Annotated in this window: 19 protein-coding genes and 1 tRNA gene; 6 read left to right on the forward strand and 14 right to left on the reverse strand. The window is 68.4% G+C overall.

What is annotated here, in order from left to right; genetic code table 11:
* Nucleotides 1–160: 160 nt before the first annotated feature.
* The 5 genes from MXA07_RS00315 to MXA07_RS00335 form a co-directional block, all read right to left on the reverse strand.
* A complete protein-coding gene (locus tag MXA07_RS00315; RefSeq protein ID WP_247730057.1) occupies nucleotides 161–991 on the reverse strand; it encodes a molybdopterin synthase in 831 nt (276 codons plus the stop codon).
* Nucleotides 992–1,170: 179 nt separating this feature from the next.
* Nucleotides 1,171–2,979, reverse strand: a complete 1,809-nt coding sequence (locus MXA07_RS00320) for a site-2 protease family protein (RefSeq protein ID WP_247730058.1) — start codon at nucleotides 2,977–2,979, stop codon at nucleotides 1,171–1,173.
* A 128-nt stretch (nucleotides 2,980–3,107) separates the two neighbouring features.
* Nucleotides 3,108–4,946 (reverse strand): lysine--tRNA ligase, encoded by a 1,839-nt coding sequence (gene lysS, locus MXA07_RS00325; protein WP_247730059.1) that lies wholly within the window; start codon nucleotides 4,944–4,946, stop codon nucleotides 3,108–3,110.
* Complete coding sequence (gene pyrH / locus MXA07_RS00330) at nucleotides 4,943–5,668, reverse strand: UMP kinase (RefSeq protein ID WP_247730060.1); 726 nt, start codon at nucleotides 5,666–5,668, stop codon at nucleotides 4,943–4,945. Before pyrH ends, lysS begins: the two co-directional genes overlap by 4 nt.
* A 207-nt stretch (nucleotides 5,669–5,875) precedes the next feature.
* A complete protein-coding gene (locus MXA07_RS00335) occupies nucleotides 5,876–6,400 on the reverse strand; it encodes a PadR family transcriptional regulator (protein WP_247730061.1) in 525 nt (174 codons plus the stop codon).
* A gap of 172 nt (nucleotides 6,401–6,572) precedes the next feature.
* Here MXA07_RS00335 and MXA07_RS00340 point away from each other — a divergent pair, with 172 nt between their 5' ends.
* Nucleotides 6,573–8,165, forward strand: coding sequence for a heme-binding protein (locus tag MXA07_RS00340; RefSeq protein WP_247730062.1), 1,593 nt, complete (start codon nucleotides 6,573–6,575; stop codon nucleotides 8,163–8,165).
* 18 nt (nucleotides 8,166–8,183) lie between these two features.
* On the opposite strand, the gene MXA07_RS00345 is transcribed toward MXA07_RS00340, so the two are convergent.
* The 4 genes from MXA07_RS00345 to MXA07_RS00360 all read right to left on the reverse strand — a co-directional run bounded on the left by MXA07_RS00345 (nucleotide 8,184) and on the right by MXA07_RS00360 (nucleotide 10,278).
* Entirely contained in the window at nucleotides 8,184–8,366 is a 183-nt protein-coding gene (locus MXA07_RS00345) for a hypothetical protein (RefSeq protein ID WP_247730063.1), read from the reverse strand.
* A 119-nt stretch (nucleotides 8,367–8,485) separates the two neighbouring features.
* On the reverse strand, nucleotides 8,486–9,070 hold the full coding sequence (locus MXA07_RS00350) for a peroxidase-related enzyme (protein ID WP_247730064.1): 585 nt from the start codon (nucleotides 9,068–9,070) through the stop codon (nucleotides 8,486–8,488).
* A gap of 157 nt (nucleotides 9,071–9,227) precedes the next feature.
* Nucleotides 9,228–9,392 (reverse strand): DUF6757 family protein, encoded by a 165-nt coding sequence (locus MXA07_RS00355; protein ID WP_247730065.1) that lies wholly within the window; start codon nucleotides 9,390–9,392, stop codon nucleotides 9,228–9,230.
* A gap of 82 nt (nucleotides 9,393–9,474) precedes the next feature.
* On the reverse strand, nucleotides 9,475–10,278 hold the full coding sequence (locus MXA07_RS00360; protein WP_247730066.1) for a PHP domain-containing protein: 804 nt from the start codon (nucleotides 10,276–10,278) through the stop codon (nucleotides 9,475–9,477).
* A 201-nt stretch (nucleotides 10,279–10,479) separates the two neighbouring features.
* On the opposite strand from MXA07_RS00360, the gene MXA07_RS00365 reads away from it, so the two are divergent.
* Both MXA07_RS00365 and MXA07_RS00370 read left to right on the forward strand, forming a co-directional pair.
* Nucleotides 10,480–10,767 carry a DUF5789 family protein gene (locus MXA07_RS00365; protein WP_247730067.1) on the forward strand — a complete coding sequence of 96 codons (288 nt, stop codon included), beginning with the start codon at nucleotides 10,480–10,482 and terminating at the stop codon, nucleotides 10,765–10,767.
* A gap of 121 nt (nucleotides 10,768–10,888) precedes the next feature.
* Entirely contained in the window at nucleotides 10,889–11,107 is a 219-nt protein-coding gene (locus MXA07_RS00370; protein ID WP_247730068.1) for a hypothetical protein, read from the forward strand.
* Between the two features lie 139 nt (nucleotides 11,108–11,246).
* Here the strand turns inward: MXA07_RS00370 and MXA07_RS00375 are convergent, their stop codons facing one another.
* Nucleotides 11,247–12,317 (reverse strand): DUF5784 family protein, encoded by a 1,071-nt coding sequence (locus MXA07_RS00375; RefSeq protein WP_247730069.1) that lies wholly within the window; start codon nucleotides 12,315–12,317, stop codon nucleotides 11,247–11,249.
* 190 nt (nucleotides 12,318–12,507) lie between these two features.
* On the opposite strand from MXA07_RS00375, the gene MXA07_RS00380 reads away from it, so the two are divergent.
* Nucleotides 12,508–12,681, forward strand: coding sequence for a DUF5786 family protein (locus tag MXA07_RS00380; protein ID WP_247730070.1), 174 nt, complete (start codon nucleotides 12,508–12,510; stop codon nucleotides 12,679–12,681).
* A gap of 155 nt (nucleotides 12,682–12,836) precedes the next feature.
* Here the strand turns inward: MXA07_RS00380 and MXA07_RS00385 are convergent, their stop codons facing one another.
* Nucleotides 12,837–13,808 carry a YkgJ family cysteine cluster protein gene (locus tag MXA07_RS00385; protein WP_247730071.1) on the reverse strand — a complete coding sequence of 324 codons (972 nt, stop codon included), beginning with the start codon at nucleotides 13,806–13,808 and terminating at the stop codon, nucleotides 12,837–12,839.
* Nucleotides 13,809–13,898: 90 nt separating this feature from the next.
* Here MXA07_RS00385 and MXA07_RS00390 point away from each other — a divergent pair, with 90 nt between their 5' ends.
* On the forward strand, nucleotides 13,899–14,165 hold the full coding sequence (locus MXA07_RS00390) for a DUF7561 family protein (protein WP_247730072.1): 267 nt from the start codon (nucleotides 13,899–13,901) through the stop codon (nucleotides 14,163–14,165).
* A gap of 72 nt (nucleotides 14,166–14,237) precedes the next feature.
* Here the strand turns inward: MXA07_RS00390 and MXA07_RS00395 are convergent.
* Nucleotides 14,238–14,325: transfer RNA gene (locus tag MXA07_RS00395), tRNA-OTHER, on the reverse strand.
* Between the two features lie 181 nt (nucleotides 14,326–14,506).
* Here MXA07_RS00395 and MXA07_RS00400 point away from each other — a divergent pair.
* Nucleotides 14,507–16,378 (forward strand): helicase C-terminal domain-containing protein, encoded by a 1,872-nt coding sequence (locus MXA07_RS00400; RefSeq protein WP_247730073.1) that lies wholly within the window; start codon nucleotides 14,507–14,509, stop codon nucleotides 16,376–16,378.
* A gap of 400 nt (nucleotides 16,379–16,778) precedes the next feature.
* Here MXA07_RS00400 and MXA07_RS00405 read toward each other — a convergent pair whose 3' ends face one another.
* Both MXA07_RS00405 and MXA07_RS00410 read right to left on the reverse strand, forming a co-directional pair.
* The gene (locus MXA07_RS00405) at nucleotides 16,779–17,624 is read right to left on the reverse strand and encodes a hypothetical protein (protein WP_247730074.1); all 846 of its coding nucleotides are present in this window, start codon (nucleotides 17,622–17,624) and stop codon (nucleotides 16,779–16,781) included.
* 270 nt (nucleotides 17,625–17,894) lie between these two features.
* Nucleotides 17,895–21,134: a S8 family serine peptidase gene (locus tag MXA07_RS00410; protein ID WP_247730075.1), complete on the reverse strand. Its 3,240-nt coding sequence runs from the start codon at nucleotides 21,132–21,134 to the stop codon at nucleotides 17,895–17,897.
* Nucleotides 21,135–21,381: the final 247 nt, after the last annotated feature.

Raw genomic sequence — 21,381 nt, forward strand, 5'->3', positions numbered from 1 at the left:
CGCCGCCGGGCGGACGGAACGGATTCGGGAGGGGAACAGATGCGGCGTAGTACGCCAACTTCCAGTCGGCGCCGAGCCCCAGCCGTCCAGGTGTACTGGTCCGAACTACGCGACGGGTCGGTGGCCGTTGCGGGGTCGTGCCAGTCGATCGCCCCGCCGGTCACTCGCGTTCGTGCGCCCAGAATTCGTCGTCGACGGTGACTTCCTTCTTGAAGAGCGGGACCTCGTCTTTCAGCCGATCGATCCCGTCCTCGACGGCCCGAAACGCCTCCGCCCGGTGGCCCGCGAGGACGACCGCGTAGACGACGTCCTCGCCGGATCTGACCACGCCGGTCCGGTGGTGAAGCGCGACCTCGTGGACGCCCTCGCGTGCCAGCAGGGCGTCCTCGATGGCGCGCATCCGCTCGGCGGCGACGTCCTCGTAGGCCTCGAACTCGAGGTACTCGGTGGGCGAATCGTCGGGTTCGTCCCTCGCGCGCACCCGCCCGGTGAACGTCGCGATCGCCCCCGCACGCTCCGCGCGAGGGGACCGCTCGACGCGCCGGACGAGCGATTCGAGCGTCTCGTGTGGATCGCTCGCCGCGACCGATCGAAAAATGGCGTCGACGTCGAGGTCACCGGGCGAGTCGACGGCGACGAGGTGGTCACCGGCTGCCTCGGGATCCGCCCCGACCGCGATGGTCGGGTGCGCAAGATTCTCGACGCCGACGACGACCGCGAAGTCGCACTCGGTCGCGAGCGAATCCAGCGCGCCGGCGACGGACAGACCCGTCCCCGTCGCCGCCCAGTCGCCATCGGCGCCGAGGTCGTAGGTGACGTCACCCCCGCTCGGCGCGCGGTCGGGCGCCGAGGTCGCCCCGTCCGCGATGGTCGCGTCGTAGCGGATCACGCCGACCCGACCCTCGCGCCCGAATCGACCGACGAGACGATCGACCGCGCCCGAGATCGCACCGGCCGACGCCCCGTCGTCCGTAATCCCCAGTACGTGCATACTAGGACGTGGTGGGGGTTCGTTGTAGCTGTTGGGGAGCGCGAGGCGGGAACGAAGTGACCGCCTCGGGTGTATGAACGACAACCGACGGAGCCGTCAACGGCGAGCCGGAAGCAGCGGGAACGGGACGTCTACCCCGCTTCTGTGTCCGGCTCTGGATCCGGCCCCTCGCTCGTCGATCAGGCGAGCAGCGTCGGTCCGAAGATCATCAGAACGAAACTCGCGAGCATGGTCACGCCGACGAGCGTGGTAACCACGCGCACCCGCCGTCGTGTCGCGTCGATCCCGGGAAGGCGCGAGATGATCGCCTCGGCCGAGGTGCGCATGATGTGACCGCCGTCGAGCGGGAAGGCCGGAATGCAGTTGAAGAAGCCGAGGTTCAGGTTGATCCAGCCCGTCCAGAAGAGGACGTTCGCAAGCGCGAATATCGCGGGCTCGCCGAGTCCGCCGAGGGCGCCCTGGACCTCGTAGAAGTTCTCGATCCCTCCGGCAAAGCCCGCGAAGTTAAACTGCAACCCGAGTAACCCGATGATCGGCAGTAACAGGGCGAAGACGATCTTTCCGAAGAACGTTTCGGTGATGGCGAACGGGTTCTCGCCCCCGCCGCCGAGGACGCTGTGGAATGCCTCCGCCGGATAGAGCTGGACGCCGAGGTCGTTGATCTGCAGGCCCGAGATTCCGTCGTAGACCGCAGCGTCGAACTGCGCCGACTGCGGATCGACGGTGACCTCGTAGGAGACCGATTCGCCCCCGAGATAGCCCGAGATCGCGATGGTCTCGCCCGCGTTGGCCTCGACGACGTCCTGCAACGTCGCGCCATCGACGGTCCGCTCGCCGGCGGCGGTCGTCACGACGACGAACGAGTCGACCGGCACACCGGCTTCGTCGAGCGGGCTCCCCTCGAGGACCTGGACGGCAGCCCCGATGGGGATGTCGTGGGTCGTTCGCGTGCCGTCGGCCGACTGGGCGGTGACCGTCGCCCGCTCGCTGTCGCCGACGGCCGCGCGTAATCCGGTGACCGTCGTCACCGACTCGCCGTCGACGTCGACGATGCGATCGCGGAGGCCGATCCCGGTCGGACCGCCCTCGATCTTCGAGGTGACGATCGGCTGGCGATCCACCTGCCGCTGCTCGTCGCCGTCGATCGTGACCGTGATCGTCCCCGAATCGGTCGCGTCGAGAGCGCGTCCGAGCTCGTCGTTCCCCCCGATGGGATCGCCGTTGACGTGCGTGATGCGGTCGTTCGGCTGGATCTCGGCGTCCTGGGCGGGGGAGTTGTCGATCACGTCGCCGATGGCGGCGCCCGGGGCCACGGCGATGACGCTCCCGACGAGCCAGAACAGCAGCGCGAAACTCGCCAGCGTCACCACGAAGTTGTTGGTGACGCCGGCGGCGAACATCCGCGTCTGACCGCCGCGACTCGCGTCTCGACTGCTCTCCTCGTCCGGCTGGACGAACGCCCCGATCGGCAGGACGGCCAGCAGCGCGATCCCCATCGAGTCGATGTCGATGTCCTCGACGCGACAGAGCAGGCCGTGGCCACCCTCGTGGACGACGAGGCCGACGAAGAGTCCGGCGACGATCCCCGGCGTCGCGGACGGCGGCAGGAAGTCGTTGAGCCCCGGGATGATGAGGATGTTTCGTGGCTGCTGGATCTGCGTCGGCTGGGGCGCGAGGACGGAACTGATCGCGGCGCTGAGCAGGAAGAGGAACATCGCGACCATCACGACGAGGGCGATACCGACGCCGAAGTTCGACCACGCCCGCCAGAAGCGCTTCGGACCGGCCAGCCATGAGAGAAACGCCCGACCGCGCTTGGTGTGCAGCGTCACCATCGGACCCTGGACGCTCACCCAGTCGGGCAGGTCGACGCGTTTTCGAACGGCCCACAGGGCGGCCCAGTAGAGCCCGAGTCCGATCAGTATCCAGGTCAATATCGTCGACCCGAAGAGCGGCGGGACGGAGAGTGCGGGGAGCACAGTTCCCATTAGTCGTCACCCCCACCGACGGGGTGGAGTGATTTGTGTCTGGCGCTTCGGCCCCTCCGTCGACGCCCACCGATTCGCCTTCGGGTCCGTCAAACGGTCTGGGTCGGCCCGGTTCCGTCGCGCCCAGGTCAGCGCTCCCGGCGGAGCCGGTCGACGACGAACTCGCGGTCGAGCTTCGCGAGGAACTGCCCCAGCTTCGGCCCCTGATCGTCGTCGAAGAAGAGGCGATAGCCCGCCGCGAAGAAGTCGCCGACGGGGACGTCGTGTCGCTTCGCCGTCTCGTAGATTTCGCCTTGCAGTTCGTCGGGATCCTCGTCGCCGCCCGCCGCGACGAAGTCGGCCAGTTCGTCGAGCGCCGCCTCGGTCGCGTCGTCGAAGTCGTGGTCGGGCAACGCTGCGCGCTTGAGCTCGTAATCGAACTCGTTGCCGGTGCGACGCGCCCACGCCTGGGCGCGTTCGACGCGGGCCAGCGCGTCGGCGACGACCGGTTCGGGCGCGTCGTCGGGAATGTGGCCCTCCGTCCGGGCGATCTCCTCGCGGATCGACGGATCGTCGGTCATCCCGAGGACGGCGGCGAACGTGTAGGGCAAGCGGACGCGATTGGGGTCGGGGCCCTCCCTGCGCCCGCCGGGGGGCTCGGATTCGGCGGCAGTAGCCGCCCCGCTTTCGGCGGCAGTTGCCGCCCCGACGACGAGTGGATAGACGCGCTCGGCGAAGCGTTTCTCGTCCTCGCTGGCGTCGACCTCCCCGAAGTAGATCCGCTCGAAGCGGTCGAACTCGTCGACGAGCTGGTCCAGTCGCTCGACGCTGAAGTCGCGGGCCTTCGCGGGGTCCTTCGCGAAGAAGTAGCGGAGCACTTCGGGCTCGATCAGGTCGAGGACGTCAGAGACCAGGATGACGTTCCCCTCGGAAGAGGAGAAGGCCGCGCCGTCGAGCGTGAACCACTCGTAGACCATCGGCACCGGCGGCTCGTTCCCCAGGACGTTTCGGGCGATGTCCTCGCCGCTCGGCCAGGAGCCCTCGGCGTGGTCCTTGCCGAAGGGTTCGAAGTCGACGCCCAGCGCCTGCCACTGGGCGGGCCACTCGAAGCGCCAGGGGAGCTTGCCCTCGCGGAGAGTCGCGGTGCCCTCGTGGCCGCAGCCCTCGATGGTCCGGTCGCCGGCCTCGAGGTCGGTACAGCGATAGTCGACCGTGCCACCATCTCCGCCGGTGCCATCGTCGCCGTCGTCGAGATCGACGCTCGTCACCGTCTCGGTGATCTTCCCGCAGTTCTCGCAGATCGGGTTGAACGGGACGTAATCGCCGTCGGCCTCGACCGTGTCCTGGTACGTCGAGAGTACCTCGCGCGCCTGTTCGCGATTTGCGAGCAGGAATCGGGTGACGCCCTCGAGCGTGCCGTCCTCGTAGAGGTCGGTGTTCGAGAGCAGGTCGATCGGCACGTCGACCGCGTCGGCGCTCTGCTGGATGATCGTCGCGAAGTGGTCGCCGTAGGAGTCACAGCAGCCGAACGGGTCCGGGATGTCGGTGTAGGGGTGCCCCAGGTTCCGGCCGAGCGCGCCCGCGTCGACGTCGCCTAGGTCGACGAGGTTGCCGTCGAGGTCGGCGAGCGTCCGCGGGAGTTTTCGGAGCGGGTCGCGGTCGTCGGCGGTGAACACCTGCCGGACCTCGTGACCGCGCTCGCGGAGGACGTCCGCGACGAAGTACCCGCGCATGATCTCGTTGACGTTCCCGAGGTGGGGCACGCCGGACGGCGAGATGCCGCCCTTGATCACGATCGGCGCGTCGGGGTCCCGGTCGCCGGCCTCGATCCGGGAATCGACGCGCTCTTCCACGCGGTCCGCCACGGCGTCCGCCCAGAACGCGTAGTGCTCGCCGTCCCGATCCCCGTCACGGTCGCGCTGGAGGGTGTAGGGGTCCGTCCCCCCGTTCGTCTCGCCAGCGGTCGTCGATGCGTCGTCGGCGCTCATCGCTCGTCGCCCGCCCAGTAGGTCGGTTCGTCCCCCGCGCCCGCGGGGAGGATGTCGGTGCCCTCGTGCGATCCGGAGCGGACGGCGCGCGCGATGCGGTCGGGATCCGTCCCGTCGAGGACGATCGTCCGCATGCCCGATCGCTCGATGATCTTCGCGGCGAGCAGGTCGACGGGCGCGGACGCTCCCGCGGTCATCTCCAGGTCCGCGATCACGTCGACGAGATCGCCGGCGGTGAGGTCGTCGAACTTCGTCGCGTCGTCGTGCTCGTTCGGATCGTCGCTGTAGACGCCGGGGACGCTCGTCGCGTAGACGAGCAGATCCGCGTCGACGTACTCCGCGAGCGCCGCGCTCACCGCGTCGGTCGTCTGGGCCGGCGCCACGCCGCCCATGACGGAGAGGCCGTCCCGCCGGAGCGCCTCGCCCGCCTCCTCGTAATCGTGGGCCGGCGCCGTCACCGAATCCTCCCCGAGCGCGGCGATCAACAGCCGCGCGTTGAGTCGCGTCACGTCGATCCCGATCTGGTCGAGTTCGATCTCGTTCGCCCCCAGACCGCGCGCCGCCTCGATGTACTCCCGGGCGACGCCGCCGCCTCCGACGACGCAGCCGACGCGACAGCCCTCGGCGACGAGGTCCTCGACGACGGCCGCGTGTTTCGATACCCGCTCCGATCCGGGTTCGGGTATCAACACGCTGCCACCGATGGAGACGACTACTTTCATGCTGTCGCGTCGTAACTCGGTTGGAATCTTAAGGGTTGTCAAGTGCGAGGGCTCGAGCCCAGGCGAGAGCCCTCGGGATACCGAACGGGGAGCGGAGCGACCCCCTTCGCCGTTCCGCGGTTCTCGCTCGCTTCGCGGCTCGCGGTTTCCCCGCTCGCAATTCCGAGGCGGTCACTTCGTTCCCGCCTCGCGCTCGTTCGAATCTCGCTACTCTTCGGGATCGATGTCGTGGCGTTCGTAGAATTCCTCCGGTGTGTCGGAGATGCGGTCGAAATCGGTGTCGAAGTAGTGTTCGTGGTGGCGGGCGACCTGCTCGACGATCCACTCGCTGAAGGCCTCGTCGAAGCGCCAGTGGCCGTCGCGCGCCGGGACCGAAAAGCGGTCGTCGGTCGCGATGACGGCGAAGACGTGGTAGAATCCGAGGATGACGTCGCCGAACTCGCGGGCGTTCGTCGCGGTTTCCTCGCGCCGGTCCGCGAGTTCCTCGGTCCCCGCCGCCGTGAGTTCGAAGTACTTCCGGTCGGGTTCGTCCTCGCGTTCGATGCGCTCGGCCCACCCCTTCTCCTCGAACTTGTAGAGGATCGGGTACACCGACCCGTAGGAGGGTTCCCAGTGGCCGCCGCTTAAATCCTTGATCTCCTTGAGGATCTCGTAGCCGTACCGCGGTTTCTCCTCGAGGAGTTCGAGAACGAGATAGGCGATGAGGCCCTTCGGCGGTCCACTTTTCCGCATGTGTTGAACGATAATAAACGGGCGGTGGTAAAGGGTTTCGGATGCGCACACAAACCGCCGATCCCGCGCCGCCGGGCGCCTGTGGCCGACGGTGAGCCGAGCGCGGCCCGTCGAACGGCGAAGGTGGGCCGGAATCCGGTCATTCTTGTCGAGTGCGCGCGAAGCGTGGGCTATGGAACGACGGACGCCACCCGACACCGCCGAAGGCTGGTACGTACTCCACGACTTCCGGACGGTCGACTGGAACGCCTGGCGCGAGGCCCCCGACCGGCGCCGCGAGCGAGCGATCGCCGAGGGCGTCGACTACCTGCGGGCGGCCGAGCGCGTCGCGGACGCCGAGGAGGGCGCCTCGGCGACCGCCGCGATCCTCGGCCACGAGGCCGATCTCCTCGTCGTGCACCTGCGCCCGTCGCTCGCCGACCTGAACGTCCTCGAACGCCGATTCGAGCAAACGGCGTTCGCGACGTTCACCGAGCGCAGCGACTCCTACGTCTCCGTCACCGAAGCCTCCGGCTACGCAGGCGCCAGCGACTACTTCGACCCCGACGCGGAGGCCGATCCCGGCATGAAACGGTACATCGAATCGCGGCTCTATCCCGACATCCCCGACGCGGACTACCTGAGCTTCTACCCGATGGACAAGCGGCGCGATCCAGAGTACAACTGGTACGACATGCCGTTCGACGAACGGGCCGAACACATGTCCAGTCACGGCGAAATCGGCAAGACCTACGCCGGCAAGGTCCGACAGATCATCTCCGGCAGCGCCGGCCTCGACGACCACGAGTGGGGCGTCACGCTCTTCGGCGACGACCCGGCCGACATCAAGGACCTGCTCTACGAGATGCGCTTCGACCCGTCCAGTTCGAAGTACGCCGAGTTCGGCCGGTTCCGCCTCGGTCAGCGCTTCGACCCGGCGAACCTCCGCGCGTTCATGGCCGGCGAATCGCTGACCGGCGAACCGGACGCCGGCGACGGGCACCCACGCGCGGCCGGAACCGGACGCGAACACGGCGGCGAGGCGAACGGCCACCCGACCGGTGGCGAGTCGGGCGGCCACCACGACGGCGCTCGCGGCGATTCGCCGCACGGGCAGGACGACTCGGCCCACGGACACGGTGGCGGTGACGGCCATCACCACGGGGGCGAGTCCGGGGACCCGCCCGGCGACGTCCGGAGCGAACTCGACGAGCTCGGCGTCTACGCCGGCCAGCCCCACGGCGAGGACGTCCGCGCGGTCGTCCTCTACTCCGCGGCCGATCCCGACGAACTCTTCGGGGAGGTCGACGGGCTCCGGACGAACTTCGACCACTACGACACGCACGTGAAGACGGCGGTGTACGAACCCACGGAGGTCGCGAGCGACGACGCCGAGACCGCCGTCGTCAGCCTCTGGGAGACCGAGAGCGCGGCGGAGACGGCGGCCGGGTTCCTCGCGGACCTGCCGGAGGTCGTCAGGCAAGCAGGAGACGATTCAGCGGATTCCTGGGGGACGATGGGGATGTTCTACGCCGTCAAACCCGAGCGCAGAGCCGACTTCGTCGGCACCTTCGCCGACGTCGGCGAGACCCTGGACGGGATGGACGGCCACCGCAAGACCGACCTGCTCGCGAACCGCGAGGACGAGAACGACATGTTCATCGCCAGCCGCTGGGACTCCCGCGAGGACGCGATGGAGTTCTTCCGGAGCGACGACTTCGCCGAAACCGTCGAGTACGGCCGGGACATCCTCGAAGAGCGGCCGCGGCACGTCTTTCTGGCCTGATCGGCCGCGAAATTCCGTCTAGATGCCGTCTCGGGTCGGCTCGTAAAAGAAGTAGCCAGCGACGGCCGCGAGGCCGAGGACGAGCGTGAGGTAGGGCCAGTTGCCGCGCTCGGTACCCGTGAGATGAGCGTGCAGCTGCACGAAGATAGCGAGGCCGACGTGGGCGAACGCCGTCGCCAGGAGGAAGCTCTGGAGTTGCATCTCGTATCGTCGGCGTTCGTGCGAACGAGCCAAATCGGTTACGAAGGAGCCCGGACGGTTCGAGCGAGCCGATCCGGTACGCTCGGGTTCGGTCGAGGCAACCGGCTTTCGGGGCCGGCTCAGTCCTGCTTTCGCCCCAGCGTGTGAAACTCCTCGTTCGGGCGCATGTCGGCGAACATGGCCATCCGATTCGAGAGGTTAAACAGCGCCGTCACGGCGCCGATGTCCCAGATTTCCTCCTCGCTGAAGCCGACCTCCCGGAGCCGGTCGAGGTCCTCGCGGGTGACCTCGGCCGGGCGCTCGGTGAGTTTCACGGCGACGTCCAGCATCGCCTTGTGTTGATCGCTGATATCGGCCGTCCGGTAGTTCGCGACCAGCTGGTCGGCCAGCAGCGGGTCCTCGGCGTAGATGCGAACGAGCGCGCCGTGGGCGACGTTGCAGTAGTAGCAGTGGTTGACGCCCGAGACGGCGACGATCAGCATCTCGATCTCCGCTCGTTCGAGGGCCGCGTCGTCGACGATCGCGTCGTGATACGCGAAGAACGCCCGGAAGTGCGAGGGTTTGTACGCGAAGCCGGCGAAGACGTTCGGGGTGAAGCCGGCGCGCTCGGTCTCGTCCTCGATTCGGTCTCGCAGGTCCTCGGGCAGGGCTTCGACGTCCGGGACCGGGAAGTTCTCCATCGCGTCGTCCGCGAGTTCGACCATACGGGTACTCCAATCGGGGCTCACTTGTCGACATCGGTCCGCCCGCACGTCAGACTCGAAGCGTCGCGAACGACGTTCCCCCGCGGCGCGGGCGCGCCGGAGACGGGCGGGCGAGAATCGAACGAATGGGCTGGGGATGGCGCGCAAACCCGACGCGTTACTCGGTTCGGTCGACGTCGACGCGCTCTTTCAGCGCTTCCAGTCCGTCCGCGTCGGCGAGCTCCTCCAGGCGCTCCTTGAAGTGGCGCTCGCAGAGACCGACCGTGATCCCGCCGGACTCGGCGGTGAACGCGGCCGATCGATCGCAGTAGTGACAGTGCATGGTCGGCCTAGGACCGCGGCCCGTTTGAACCCACCGCTCTCCACCGAACCTACCGCGACCGACGGCCCGCCGCGTCGACCGGTCAGTCCTCGATCGGGAGCGACGTCCAGTCCGCTCGATCCAGCCCTGCACGTCCGAGTCGATCGTCGTGGGCGTCGCTCCCGCCGGTGACGGCCAGCCCGTGTTCCTCGATCGCTCGATCGACCGGCGAGAGATCGACGGCGTCGCCGTACGGGTACGCTCGTTCGACGGCGTCGACGTTTCTCGCGAGCGCGAGGGCGTCGCCCGGATCGCGATATCTGAGCGGGTGGGCGAGCGAAACGAGGTCGCAGGCGTCGGCGAGCAGGTCCCGGCCGCGGTCGAACGAGGGGATCTCCCGCGGGACGTAACACGGCCCGTCGTCGCCGATCAGTTCGTCGAACGCATCCCCGTAGTCGAGGTCGGTCGCCGGGCTGGCGTCGATCGCGCGGGCGATGTGGGGCCGGCCGAAACCGCGCCCCGGATCGACGTCGAGGTCGATATCGAGGCGGGATTCGACTCGCTCGCTCATCGCACGTCCCCGTTCCCGTCGGTTCGCCTGGATCCCGTCGAGGGCCTCCAGAAGCGCGTCCGTGTGGTCGACGCCGTAGCCGAGCAGATCGATTCGCGCGCCGGTCGCCGTCTCGACCCTGAGTTCGATCCCGCTCACGACCGTGATCGGTCGATCGCCCGACCGGTCCGTCCGGATCCCCGAAAACGGCGCGACGGCGTCGTGATCCGTGATCGCCACCACCGAGAGGCCCGCCGTCCTGGCCGCATCGGCCACGGCCGCCGGATCCAGCGACCCGTCCGATCGCGTGGTATGGACGTGCAGATCCGCGTACGGACCAGTTTCAGTCACACGCAATCGGACGGTCCAGCACGCCAAAGGCGTTGTGTCGCGTCCGGTCGCGAGGCCTCGCGTCGGCGACGAGCGGTTCGTTTGGCGGTGGCGATTCGCCGTCCGGGGCTGGCAATGGGTTCGAGTGTCGGCCCCGTTCGAGACGGTGTCGCACCCCTTTCTTCATGGTAAATAGTTAAGTTTGGGGCCGGCGTCGGGTCCCACGTAATGCCCACAGCCGGCACCGTCAGATTCACGGACGATATCGAGTACCCGATCACGTCGGCGGCCCTGGTCGACGCGTACGGAAATCGGTCGATCGACCTCCCGAACGGCACCGAGACCGTCGGCGAGGTGCTCGACCGCGTCGCACCCGAGACGTTCGAGACGGCAGAGGAAGTCGAACTCACGCTGCAGAGCGCGCTGAGTCGGAAAGCCATCGGCCGCTACGGGTACAGCGACCGCGATCCGACGCCGCCGGGAAGTCCCTACAGCCCCGCCACCCTCTCCTTCTGACGTCGCGTCGACGGCCTGGCAAGCGGCCGGGAAACCCCCGTCGACGGCCGTGAACTCCCTCGTCGAGCAACGGCGACCGACGACCCGGAAAGTAAAGTAGTACGGCATGGTACCAGTGAGCATGGTACCGTCGATCGGGTTCGGGATTCCCGTCGCCGGCCTCTTCGTCGGGCTGGTCGTCATGCTGGTCGGGATCTTCATGGGCGGTCTCACGCCCGTCGCGTTCGCCGGCATCGCTATCGCCTTCGCCGGCATCGTCGCCCTCCTGCTGGCAGTGGTCTCGGCTCCGCGCGATACGTCGGAACGCGGCGAACGGGCGACCGACGAACGGGCACACTGACGGAAGGGTGCGTGACGGACTCGAGCGCAGCCGAGCACGAGCGACCGGGCCGAGACCGGCCGCGCATCGACGGTCGATCACCGACGAACGCGATCACCGCGCGGATCGTGAACTCGACGCCGTCACTAGACGCGTTCGCTCAGTCGACGTACTCGATCGCTACGTCCAGATCGAGCGGAACGGACCCCTTCCGATAGCCCTCGATGCGGCTCGCGGGTCGTCGACGCTCCCCGCTCTCTCGATCCGAGGCCTCTTTGGGATCGGCCTCGCGGCTCATGGGTCGAACGCGATAGACGACCGCGGGGCGGTGTCTGACGTCGGGCCGCTCGTCGCGAACGGCCCGCCAGGCGTCGTCCGGGAACGACGAACAGTCCACGAAGAGGACCGCCCCGCCGCCGTGGGCGGCGAGCTGGCCGTCGGTCTTCGTCTGTGCCGTATCCCGGATCGCAGCGACCGGGCCGTTCGCCGCTCGCGTCGCGGGCGGTTGCGGGCGCGTCACCTCCACGAGGACGTTCGTCGCGTCGTCCTCGGCCCTGAAATCGAGCGAGTGACCGGTCGTCACTTCGATCTCCGGCGTGACGTCGTAGCCGGCCGTCGTGAGGAGGTCCGCCGCGACGAACTCGGCCATCGCGGCGCTCATTCGGACCCGGTCGACCGTCTCGCTCGTCCCGAGTTTGCCCGACATCGTGTGCCGGTAGGGGTCGAGCGTCCCGCGGTGCAGGAGGTCTTCGAAAAATTGCAGCGCCGTCTCGCGGTCGACGTCCGGAAAGCCGCCCGCGTGATCGCGGAAGAACGCCCGCGTCGAGTCGCGACCGTCCTTCGACATGAAGACCGGCAGGAAAAACCACGAGAGGTGCGGATAGTCGGCCAGCCATGGATCCTCCTCGTGCAGCGTCGCGAGCAACTCCCGCTGGGCCCAGCGAGCGACGTGGTAGGGGACCTCGCGCCAGCCGTACTTCTCCGTCCGCCAGAGCGCCTTCGGCGTCTCCGTGTTTCCCATCCAGTAGGCCTCGTCGTCCCGGCGCGCGAAGAGGGCGACGTCGCCGTTGTCCATCTCGAAGCGGTGGGTCGTCCAGCCGCCGCCCGCCTCGAATCGCGGGGAAACGGCCTCGGCACCGATGTTGTCCTGCAAGGACGACAAAAGCTGGCGTTCGACGCGCCCCTCGCTCCAGGCCTCGGGCGAGTGTCGAAATCTGAGCGGACGGGCCACGCGTAGTCGTTGGCACGGCGACCGTGATACCTCTTCGGCTTCGTCCGCGCCGTCGAATCCGCCACACCACGGGTGAATACCGCCGTGACCCCGCCGGAGGGGGCCCGTATTGGTTTCATACACTCGACAGATAGGTGTGAACGACCGTTACATTGATATCTCCGACCCCCCTACGATGCGTATACTTACCATGTCAATGGGTGCCTATGACGAGGACGAGCACGAGCGCCGTGAAAAGCAGGCCTCGACCGTGGACGCGGACTTCGACGACGAGCGAACCATCTACCACGGACAGGTGGAGTACGATTCCGGCGAGTCGACCGAAGCTCTGCTGAACCAGTTCGAGGAGATCAAATCGAACTGATCGACCCGTTTCTCCGCGACACCCACCGGCGGACAGCGCCGCGACGGCTCCTCGACGCTCGCGGTTCGACCGGTGGTGCTCCGCCGGGATCACCGACCCGGCAGGATCGAAGCGGATCCGAACCACGAAGCGCCGTCGATTCGGGCGGTCGCCGGTCACCCGGACGGGTCACCGGCCAGATCCTCCCACCCCGGCGTCTCGGGCGCTCCGCGGGCAGTTTCGACTCGTTCGGCGAGCGACGGATCCGCCGGCGCGTCCTCGGCCAGCCGCTCCCACTCCTCGATCGCCCGCCCGGCCCAGGAGGAGGCCTCGATAGTTCGCTCGAGGGCCTCCTCGTAGTGGCGATCGGAGATTTCGACCATCCCGGGACTCGACGCGGCGGCCACGGCGACGAACGCGGCGCGATCCGCGGCGGTCGCCTCGCCGCGGGCGAGTCGGTCGACCGCCCCCTCGATCTCGGACGGATCGGGGTGGCAGAACACCTTGCCGCCGATCGCCTGCGGGCCGAGCAGGAGGCGATCGTCCGGCGGGGTCGGATCGTCGTCGCCGACGGACAGTAACCGGGGTTCGCCCGTCGCGTCTTCGACGCGCTCGCACTCCGTTTGGCGGGAGAGCGCCAGGTTGTGCGCCGGGTACGCGCCGCACTCTGCCGGGTAGCGCTCGTCCTCGTGGATGCGACACTGCAAGGTCTCCGGATCGAGGAAGGTACACGTCGGCAACCAGGTCGGCTCCTCGCGACCGAACGGCGCCACCGGCTTCGGCGGTTTTCGAAGGCCCACGAAGAACGCGGGGCGGCCCGCGACCGCCGCGACCCGGTGGTCGCCGACCTCGACGCGGGGATCGTCCGGCCCGGCCGCCCAGAGCCGCGGCGCCAGGACGTCGCCCAGCCCGTCGTCGACGAACGCCCGCACTTCGTCGCGCTCCAGCGGGACGAGGTTGTAGACGTCGTCGAGGGATGGGAACGGACCGCGGTTGGGATCCTCGAACTCGCTCGCTCCGCCGGCCGGGTCCGCCACGTCGGCGACACGTCCGTCGCCCGACTCCGGCTCGCCGACCCGCCCGTCGGCGCCGACCAGCGGCCGCCAGTCGAGGCAGCACCCAGCACAGCCGCGACACCGTAGCTCCATGTGCGGTCGTTCGACGGTCGACGGCAAAACGTTCACCCCCACGGCGGGTGCCGGCCGAATCGCTTTCAGGGACAGTCGATCATCTCCACTGTGACTCGAACCGCGTGCGACGGCTGTGACCGCCAGATCGTCCCCGCCGGGTCGATCGTCACCCTTCAGGGGCTCGACGAGCGCCGCGCGACCGGCGGCACCGGGCTGACGCTCGAACTCACCGGCGGGACGACGCACGAGCTGTGTTACCCGTGTATCCGACTCCTGCCCGAGGAACCGACCGAGGCCGACGTCGCGGCCCTCTCCGAGCGCGACCTCGAACACGCGGACCGACCGGTCGAGGAGGACCCGGCCGCCCCCGAGTGATCGAGACTAATCGGGAAGCGAGCCATCCGTGCAAATTACAGTCACCGCTTTCCTCGCCGGCGATGTAATAAGCGGAAGGGGTGGGATTTGAACGCCACGCGGCCGGATGGCCGCCACGGGCAAGCGGCGCCGTGGTGCTCTGCCGCTGAGCGACCCTTCCACACTCGAACGACCGTCCGGCCGTCGTATTCGTAATCGATCGGCTACCGTCGGAAACGGTCGGTTGACCGGTCCCTAGGGGCCGATTTCCGGTCGTCGTCGGGCGGTCGTCGACGGCTTCGACCGTCACCGGCCGCGGACAGTCGTCAGGTTTAGGACGACCCCGGCCGCCCTCTCTGACAGTGCAACCAGCACGGATCTTCGACGCCTTTCCCGCGCCGACCTACCGCGGGACCCAGGAACGCGCCCTCCAGGACATCCGTGACGCGTTCGCGGCCGGCAACGACGTGGTCTTCGTGCGCGCGCCGACGGGCAGCGGCAAGTCCCTGCTCGCTCGCGCCATCGCTGGCTGTGCCCGCACCGCCGCGGAGGCCGAGCCGAGCGAGGCCAGCAGCGCCTACTACACGACGCCGCAGGTCTCCCAGCTCGACGACGTCGCGGCGGACGACCTGCTGGCCGACCTCAACATCATTCGGGGGAAGGGAAACTACAGCTGCATCCTCCCCGGCGAGGAGAACACGCCGGTGAACCAGGCGCCCTGCGTGCGCGAACGGGGCTACGACTGCGACGTCAAACACCGCTGTCCGTACTTCTCCGACCGCGCCATCGCGTCGAACCGCGAGATCGCGGCGATGACGCTCGCGTACTTCATGCAGACCGCGGGCAGCGAGGTCTTTCGCAAGCGCGACGTCGTCGTCATCGACGAGGCCCACGGCCTCGCGGAGTGGGCGGAGATGTACGCGACGATCCACCTCGGCCCGCGAACCGTTCCGTTCTGGGACGACCTGCGCGTGCCGGACCTCGAGGCCGCCGACCGCGATCCGCTCGAACGCGCGGCGACCTACGCCGAGAGCCTCGCGGACGTCTGCACCCGCCGGAAGGACGACCTGCTCGCCCAGGAGCAACTGACGCCCGCCGAAGTCCGCGAGCGGGACCGCCTCCAGGAGCTCGTCGGCGACCTCGACTGGTTCGTCTCGGACTATCGCGATCCGCAGAGCCCGACGACGTGGCTGGTCGACCAGACGGCGCCGTCCGGAGATCCGTCGGCCGGCGCCGCAACCGCAGCCGACGCCGCGGCGGCGGGCGGCGAGGGCGGACAGTCCGCCGACGAACCGGCCGGCGGTCCGGTGACGATCAAGCCGATGAACCCCGAGAAGTACCTCGCCCACACGGTCTGGGATCGGGGCAACAAGTTCGCCCTGCTCTCGGCGACGATCCTCAACAAGGACGCGTTCTGCCGACAGGTCGGGCTCGACCCCGACGACGTCGCGCTGGTCGACGTCGGCCACACCTTCCCCGTCGAGAACCGGCCGCTGTACGACGTCACGCGGGGGAAGATGACCTACGAGCACCGCGACGAGACGCTCCCGAAGATCGCCCGCGCGATCGTCCGGATCATGGCCGCCCACCCCGACGAGAAGGGCATCGTCCACGCCCACTCCTACGACATCCAGGAGCGCCTTCGCGACACGCTCTCGGATTTCGGCGTCGGCGCCCGGGTTCGAAGTCACGACCGCGACGACCGCGACGCCGCCCTCGAGCGCTGGAAGGCCGCCGACGATTCCGACGTCTTCCTCTCCGTGAAGATGGAGGAGGCGCTCGATCTGAACGGCGACCTCGCGCGCTGGCAGGTGCTCTGCAAGGCGCCGTTCCAGAACACCGGCGACTCCCGCATCGCCCACCGCCTCGCCGAGGGGCAGTGGGCCTGGTACTATCGGGCGACGCTTCGAACGGTCATGCAGGCCTGCGGCCGCGTCGTCCGCGCGCCCGACGACTACGGCGCGACCTATCTCGCCGACGAAAGCCTGCTCGATTGCTTCGAACGGGCCCGATCGGACATGCCCGACTGGTTCGCCGCGCAAGTCGATCGCCTGTCGACGCCCGACTTACCGCCGTTCGACCCCGCCGCCGCGGTCGGCGACGCCACCGCGTCGACGGCACCCGCGACCGATCGCTCCCCGTCGCGGTCGGAACCGACCGACCACTCGACCCAAACCGACGCGCGACGCGAACGGGCGAGTCCGCTCGCCGACGTCTGGGACACCGAGAGCTGAGCGGTCGAGTTGCCAGTGATTTCAGCGACTCGCACCGCACCGCCGAACGACCGGCACACAGCACCGATGAGGAACGATAGCGCCAGCCTGCCGACGGCAACAGACGGCGCGGCCCGGGCGGTCCGGGCGGCGGTGGACCGTCGGGGTAGCGCTGCGTGGACCGCCGGGTCAGATGAGCGTCGACACGCCGTAGGCCACCATCGACGACACCATGAGGAACGCGAACAGGAGCGCGATGAGCTGGTTCCGATTCATACCGGTCAGTGGACGCCGGACCGACATTAACCTCACGACCCCCTCGATCCGTGGGCGGCCGATCCCGCGTGCGGTCCGGGACGGTCGGTCTTGCCGGTCGCAGGCGACGGATCCGCTCGGCCCCGAGCGACGACGCCCAAGTCGATCACCCGATCCGCCGGCCAAACGCGAGTAGGGCCAGCACGGCCAGGACACCCGCGCTACCGGCGAATCCGGGGACGGCGTCGTCACCGCTCGGATCGGCCACATCGGGCGACCCGCCCTCGCCGCCGTCCGACCGGTCGGCATCGTCGCCGGACGCACCCGGATCGGCCGTGCCAGCCGACGAACCGGGGGCCGCAGCGTCCGAATTATCCGTCGCGTCGGTCCCGGAGTCCGCCGACTCGTCGGACGCATCCGGATCGCGATCGCCCGTGTCGGGCGCTCCGGCCGAGCCGCCGTCGGCGTCGATCGTGACGCCCTGCATGGAGAGCGGAACTTCCTCGATGTCGGCGTTTTCGACGATGGTGTCGCTCTCGACGAACGAGAGTTCCGTCTCGCCCGCCGCGAGGTCGAACGTGATCCGGGCGAGTTCCGGCGCGTCGACGGCCTCGTCCGGGATCGTCGACTGCGTGAACGTCACCCGGCCGTCCTCAACGTTCGCGTACGGCGACTCGAAGTCGACGCCGTCGATCGACTCGACCGTCGCCACGTCCGGATCGAACTCGAGAGCGGCGGCGTAGGCGACCGTGTTCTCGGCGGTGGTCGAGAGCGACACCGTCACCGTCTCCGGCGACTCCTCGACCACCTCGAGTTCGAGTTCGGCCGCGGATTCGTCCGTCGGCGCCGTCGACGAATGGGCCGTTGCGGGCAACTGATCGGTTGGTTCCTGGTCGGCGACGAGACCAGCCGTCGAGGCGGGCGAAGCGGTGCCGACGCCACCGACGAGGATAGCAGTGACCAGGACGACGCACAGTAGTCGGGTCAGCGGGGTCGATTTCGAGCGTATCATCGATTGGTTTCGAGAGGGGTGTTTCGGGCGACCGGGCGATATCCGGTTATCGCGCGTGTGCTTCGTCGACGATGTCGACGGACGGTGCGACGTGAGGCCCGTCGGGCGGTGTGAGCGCCCGGACGGGTGGCGGCAGACGACGGCGGCGATGTGGTCGAGCGGTCGTGCCGCGGCCGCACGTCGTCGGCGCGACGCCACTCAGCGACGCGCCGGCGAGACCGGCACGGATCGGTGCCGGTCGGAGAGTGTGACGTTCGTGACGTGTCTGGGTCAGCCGGCGATGGCGTCCGGACCGTGGGTGTCGACGATGTCCTGCAGGATGAGGGTCACGTCGGCCGGCGTGACGACGCCGTCGGCGTTCACATCCGCACAGGAGTCGTGGAACGTGTCGGTCGGCTCCTGGCCCACGATGAACTGCTGGGTGAGCGTCACGTCGTAGGTGGTGACGTCACCGTCCGCGTTGACGTCGCCGGGGTCACACGGCGCGACGCCGATCGAGCCGTCATCGGTCGCGACGAACAGGTGGCCGTTCGCGTCGTTGACCGCGGTCTCTTCCTCGTCGAAGACGAGGTCGGTCTCGTCGCCGGCGTCGCCGACGTGTTCGAACTCGATCGAGGCGACGGTCGGCGCCGGAACCTCGTCGGCCTGGCCCTGCGCGAGCGAGATGGTGCCCGCGTCGTTGTCGACGTTGACGATCGGGTCGGCCATGTCGACGCCGTCGACGTCGGTGACCTGGACGACGTCGGGGTCGAAGGAGACAGTCGCCTCGTAGCCCGCGATGGCCGTATCGACCGAGAGGTCGACGTCGACCGTCTCGCCGGGACTGGTCGTGACGTCCTCGAGCGAGATCGTCGCCTCGGGTCCGGACGATTCGACGAGGTACTGGACGCTGTTGGCCAGGATCGCGTCGGCGTCCTCGGTGTAATCACCGCTCCCGGCCCACGGCGTGTAGCCGAGCGAGGACGCGAAGATCGTCGCCGACTCCTCGTCGATCGCGAACGCGTCGCCGTGGATCCCGTCCTGGTCGCCGGACGCGGCGAGCACGTCGTACGACGTGTTCTCGAACCACGAGAGGTCGGCGAACGATCCGGTGTGGATGTCGACGGTATCGCCGGCATCGCCCACGCCGTCGAAGATCGGGTGGTCGGCCTGGAGTTCGTAGATGACCGGGGGCGTCCCCAGATCGTCCTGGAACGTGTCGGCCGGCTCGCCCGTCACGTCCGAGTGAACGGGGATGCCGTTACTGGTACTGCCCCACTGGTCGAGGTAGACGACGCCGGTTTCGATCGAGTCGGTCGCGTTGACGAGCTCCGCGCCCATCGCGGGATCGACGTTCTGGACGACGATCGCGTCGTAGTCGTCGACGTCGGCGGTTCCCTCGAGCAGGTCGCTCGACGTGACGGTCGAGGGTGCGTACTCCATCGGCAGTTCGTCGTCGAGCGTCGCCGCGACGTCGGCACCGAAGGTTTCGGTGTCGTCGACCACGGCGACGTCGACGAGGTCTTCGAACACCATCGTCGGCCCGGTCTCGATCGAGAGCGTCTCACCGAGGCCGTCGAGGCCGTGTTCGAGGCCGAGTTCGCCGCTCGTGTCGGCGCTCGTCTCGACCATCACCTCGAGATCGCCCGTGAACGGGTCGTCGAAGGTGACCGGCTCGCCGAAGTCCGTCTCGGTACCGTCCACGTAGAGCGCGGCGTCGGCTTCGTCGTACTCGCCCGTGAGCGACACCGTGATCGACTCGAGGTTCGCGACCGACAGCGTGGTCGAGAGCGACTCGCCGCCCTCGATGCGGTCGGGCTGGTCCGCGGCGACCGCGGCGTCGAGCTGCGGCTGGAGCGCGAAGTCCGCGTCGGCGACGTGGCTGTGGTTCTCGATCGTCACCGACTGCTGGGCGGCCTCGTAGCCGAACGGGTCGACGCTGACGGTGTGATTGCCGGGCAGTTGCGTGAACGCGTACGCGCCGTTCTCGTCCGTTTCGGCGGTGAATTCGTCGTCGACGGTGACGGTCACGCCCTCGATCGGCGTGCCGTCGGCGTCGGTCACCGTACCCTCGATCCCGGCGGAGGTGTTGGCGAGCGCCGCCGCGGTGTGGACGTCGATGATGCCGTGACCGTACCGGGTGTCTTTCTCGCCGATGGCGTCCTCGGCCATCGACTCGTCCCAGTAGTCGGGCTTCCAGGCCGTTCCCGTCAGCAGATCCGTGAGTTCGTACGGGTCGATGTCCTCGCTCGCGGTCGACAGGATCGCCGCCGCGGCGCCGCTCTTGTGCGGCGCCGACATCGACGTGCCGCTGACCTCGCAGTACTCGACGTCGCCGCACATCTCGCCGCCGTAGGCGTTCGAACTGAAGACCTCCGCGCCGGGCGCGGCGGCGTCGGGCGTGATGTACTCGGCCGGCCAATCGTCGGGGGCGGCCTCGCCCCACGCCTCGTCGGTGTCGATCAGCATCCCGCCGGAGAACGCCGTGACGTTCCCGGCCTCGTCGGTCGCGCCGCTGGCGAGCGAGTCGTAGACGGCGCCGGGCGATCCGGCCGTCCCCTCGCCGGAGTTACCGATCGAGGCGACGACGAGGGTCCCCGCCGCCATCGAGTTGCGGACGGGCTCGATGTAGTCGCCGGTGAGCGGGCCGCCGAGGCTCATACTCAAGACGTCCGAGTCGGTCTGGACCGCCCACTCGAACGAGTCGAGGATCGCCTGGCCGTCGCACGCGCTCGTGAGACAGACGCGAGCGACGCCGAGTTCGACGTCGGGCGCGACGCCGATCGCCGTGCCGGAGGCGTTCCCGCCCGAGATCGTCCCGCTGACGTGCGTCCCGTGGCCGTGATTGTCGACCGGTTCCGTCGAGTTACCGGCCAGGTCGACCCAGCCGTCCGCTTCGGCGAGTTCGATGTCCGGGTGATCGTCGTCGACGCCGGTGTCGGCGACGGCGACGCGAACCCCGTCGCCGGTCGCGTTGAACGCGTCCCACGCTTCGGGCGCGTCGATCTGGTCGAGGCCGTACGTAACGTTCTCGACCGCTTCGGTGGCCGGCGACGCCTCGATCGGCGCCGGGGCCTCGAACTGGCGATCCGCGTGCAGGCGTTCGATCCCGTCGATCGACGCGAGCGACGAGAGATCGACCCGATCGAGATCCGCCGTGACCATGATGGCGTTCGTGATCCACCACGTTCGCTCGACGGTGACGCCGTCCATTCCCTCGATCTCGTCGAGAACCGGCGCCTGCGTCCGACTCGCGTGCGATTGCAGGGCGTCGATCACCGCCTCCCGATCGCCGTCGAGGGCGGCTTCCTCGGCGGCCGGGAGGCGAACGACGATCTCCGTCTTGCCCGATTCGCGCTGGAGCGCCGGATCGACGGTCGCCGTCGTCTCCGTCGACGCGTCGGGCGCGACCGCCGCGTCACCGATCGACGACGCGGCCGGCGTGGCCGCCACCGCGACGGGCGCGAGGACGGACGTCGCCAGGAAACAGGCGAACAAAACGGCGACGAAACGCGTGATTCGTGTCGTCATCTGGTACTTCCTCCGTTCGGTGACAGTCTCGATCGTCTGACTATCATGCGAACGGAGGCATTGCAGCCACAAATAAAGTATTGTGGCCGGCAATCATCAATTGAGACTTTAGTTAGATATTCGTTTCAAACTTTAATATTCGAAGGTATATCTGGGAGCCGCCGGAGTTTCGAAAACAGTGTCAGCCGTGCGTTCGAGCGGAACAATCTGCAACAGTAGTCAGTGAAGGTACATATCTGCGGTCGTA

This window comes from Halovivax limisalsi (genome assembly GCF_023093535.1).
Taxonomy (GTDB): domain Archaea; phylum Halobacteriota; class Halobacteria; order Halobacteriales; family Natrialbaceae; genus Halovivax; species Halovivax limisalsi.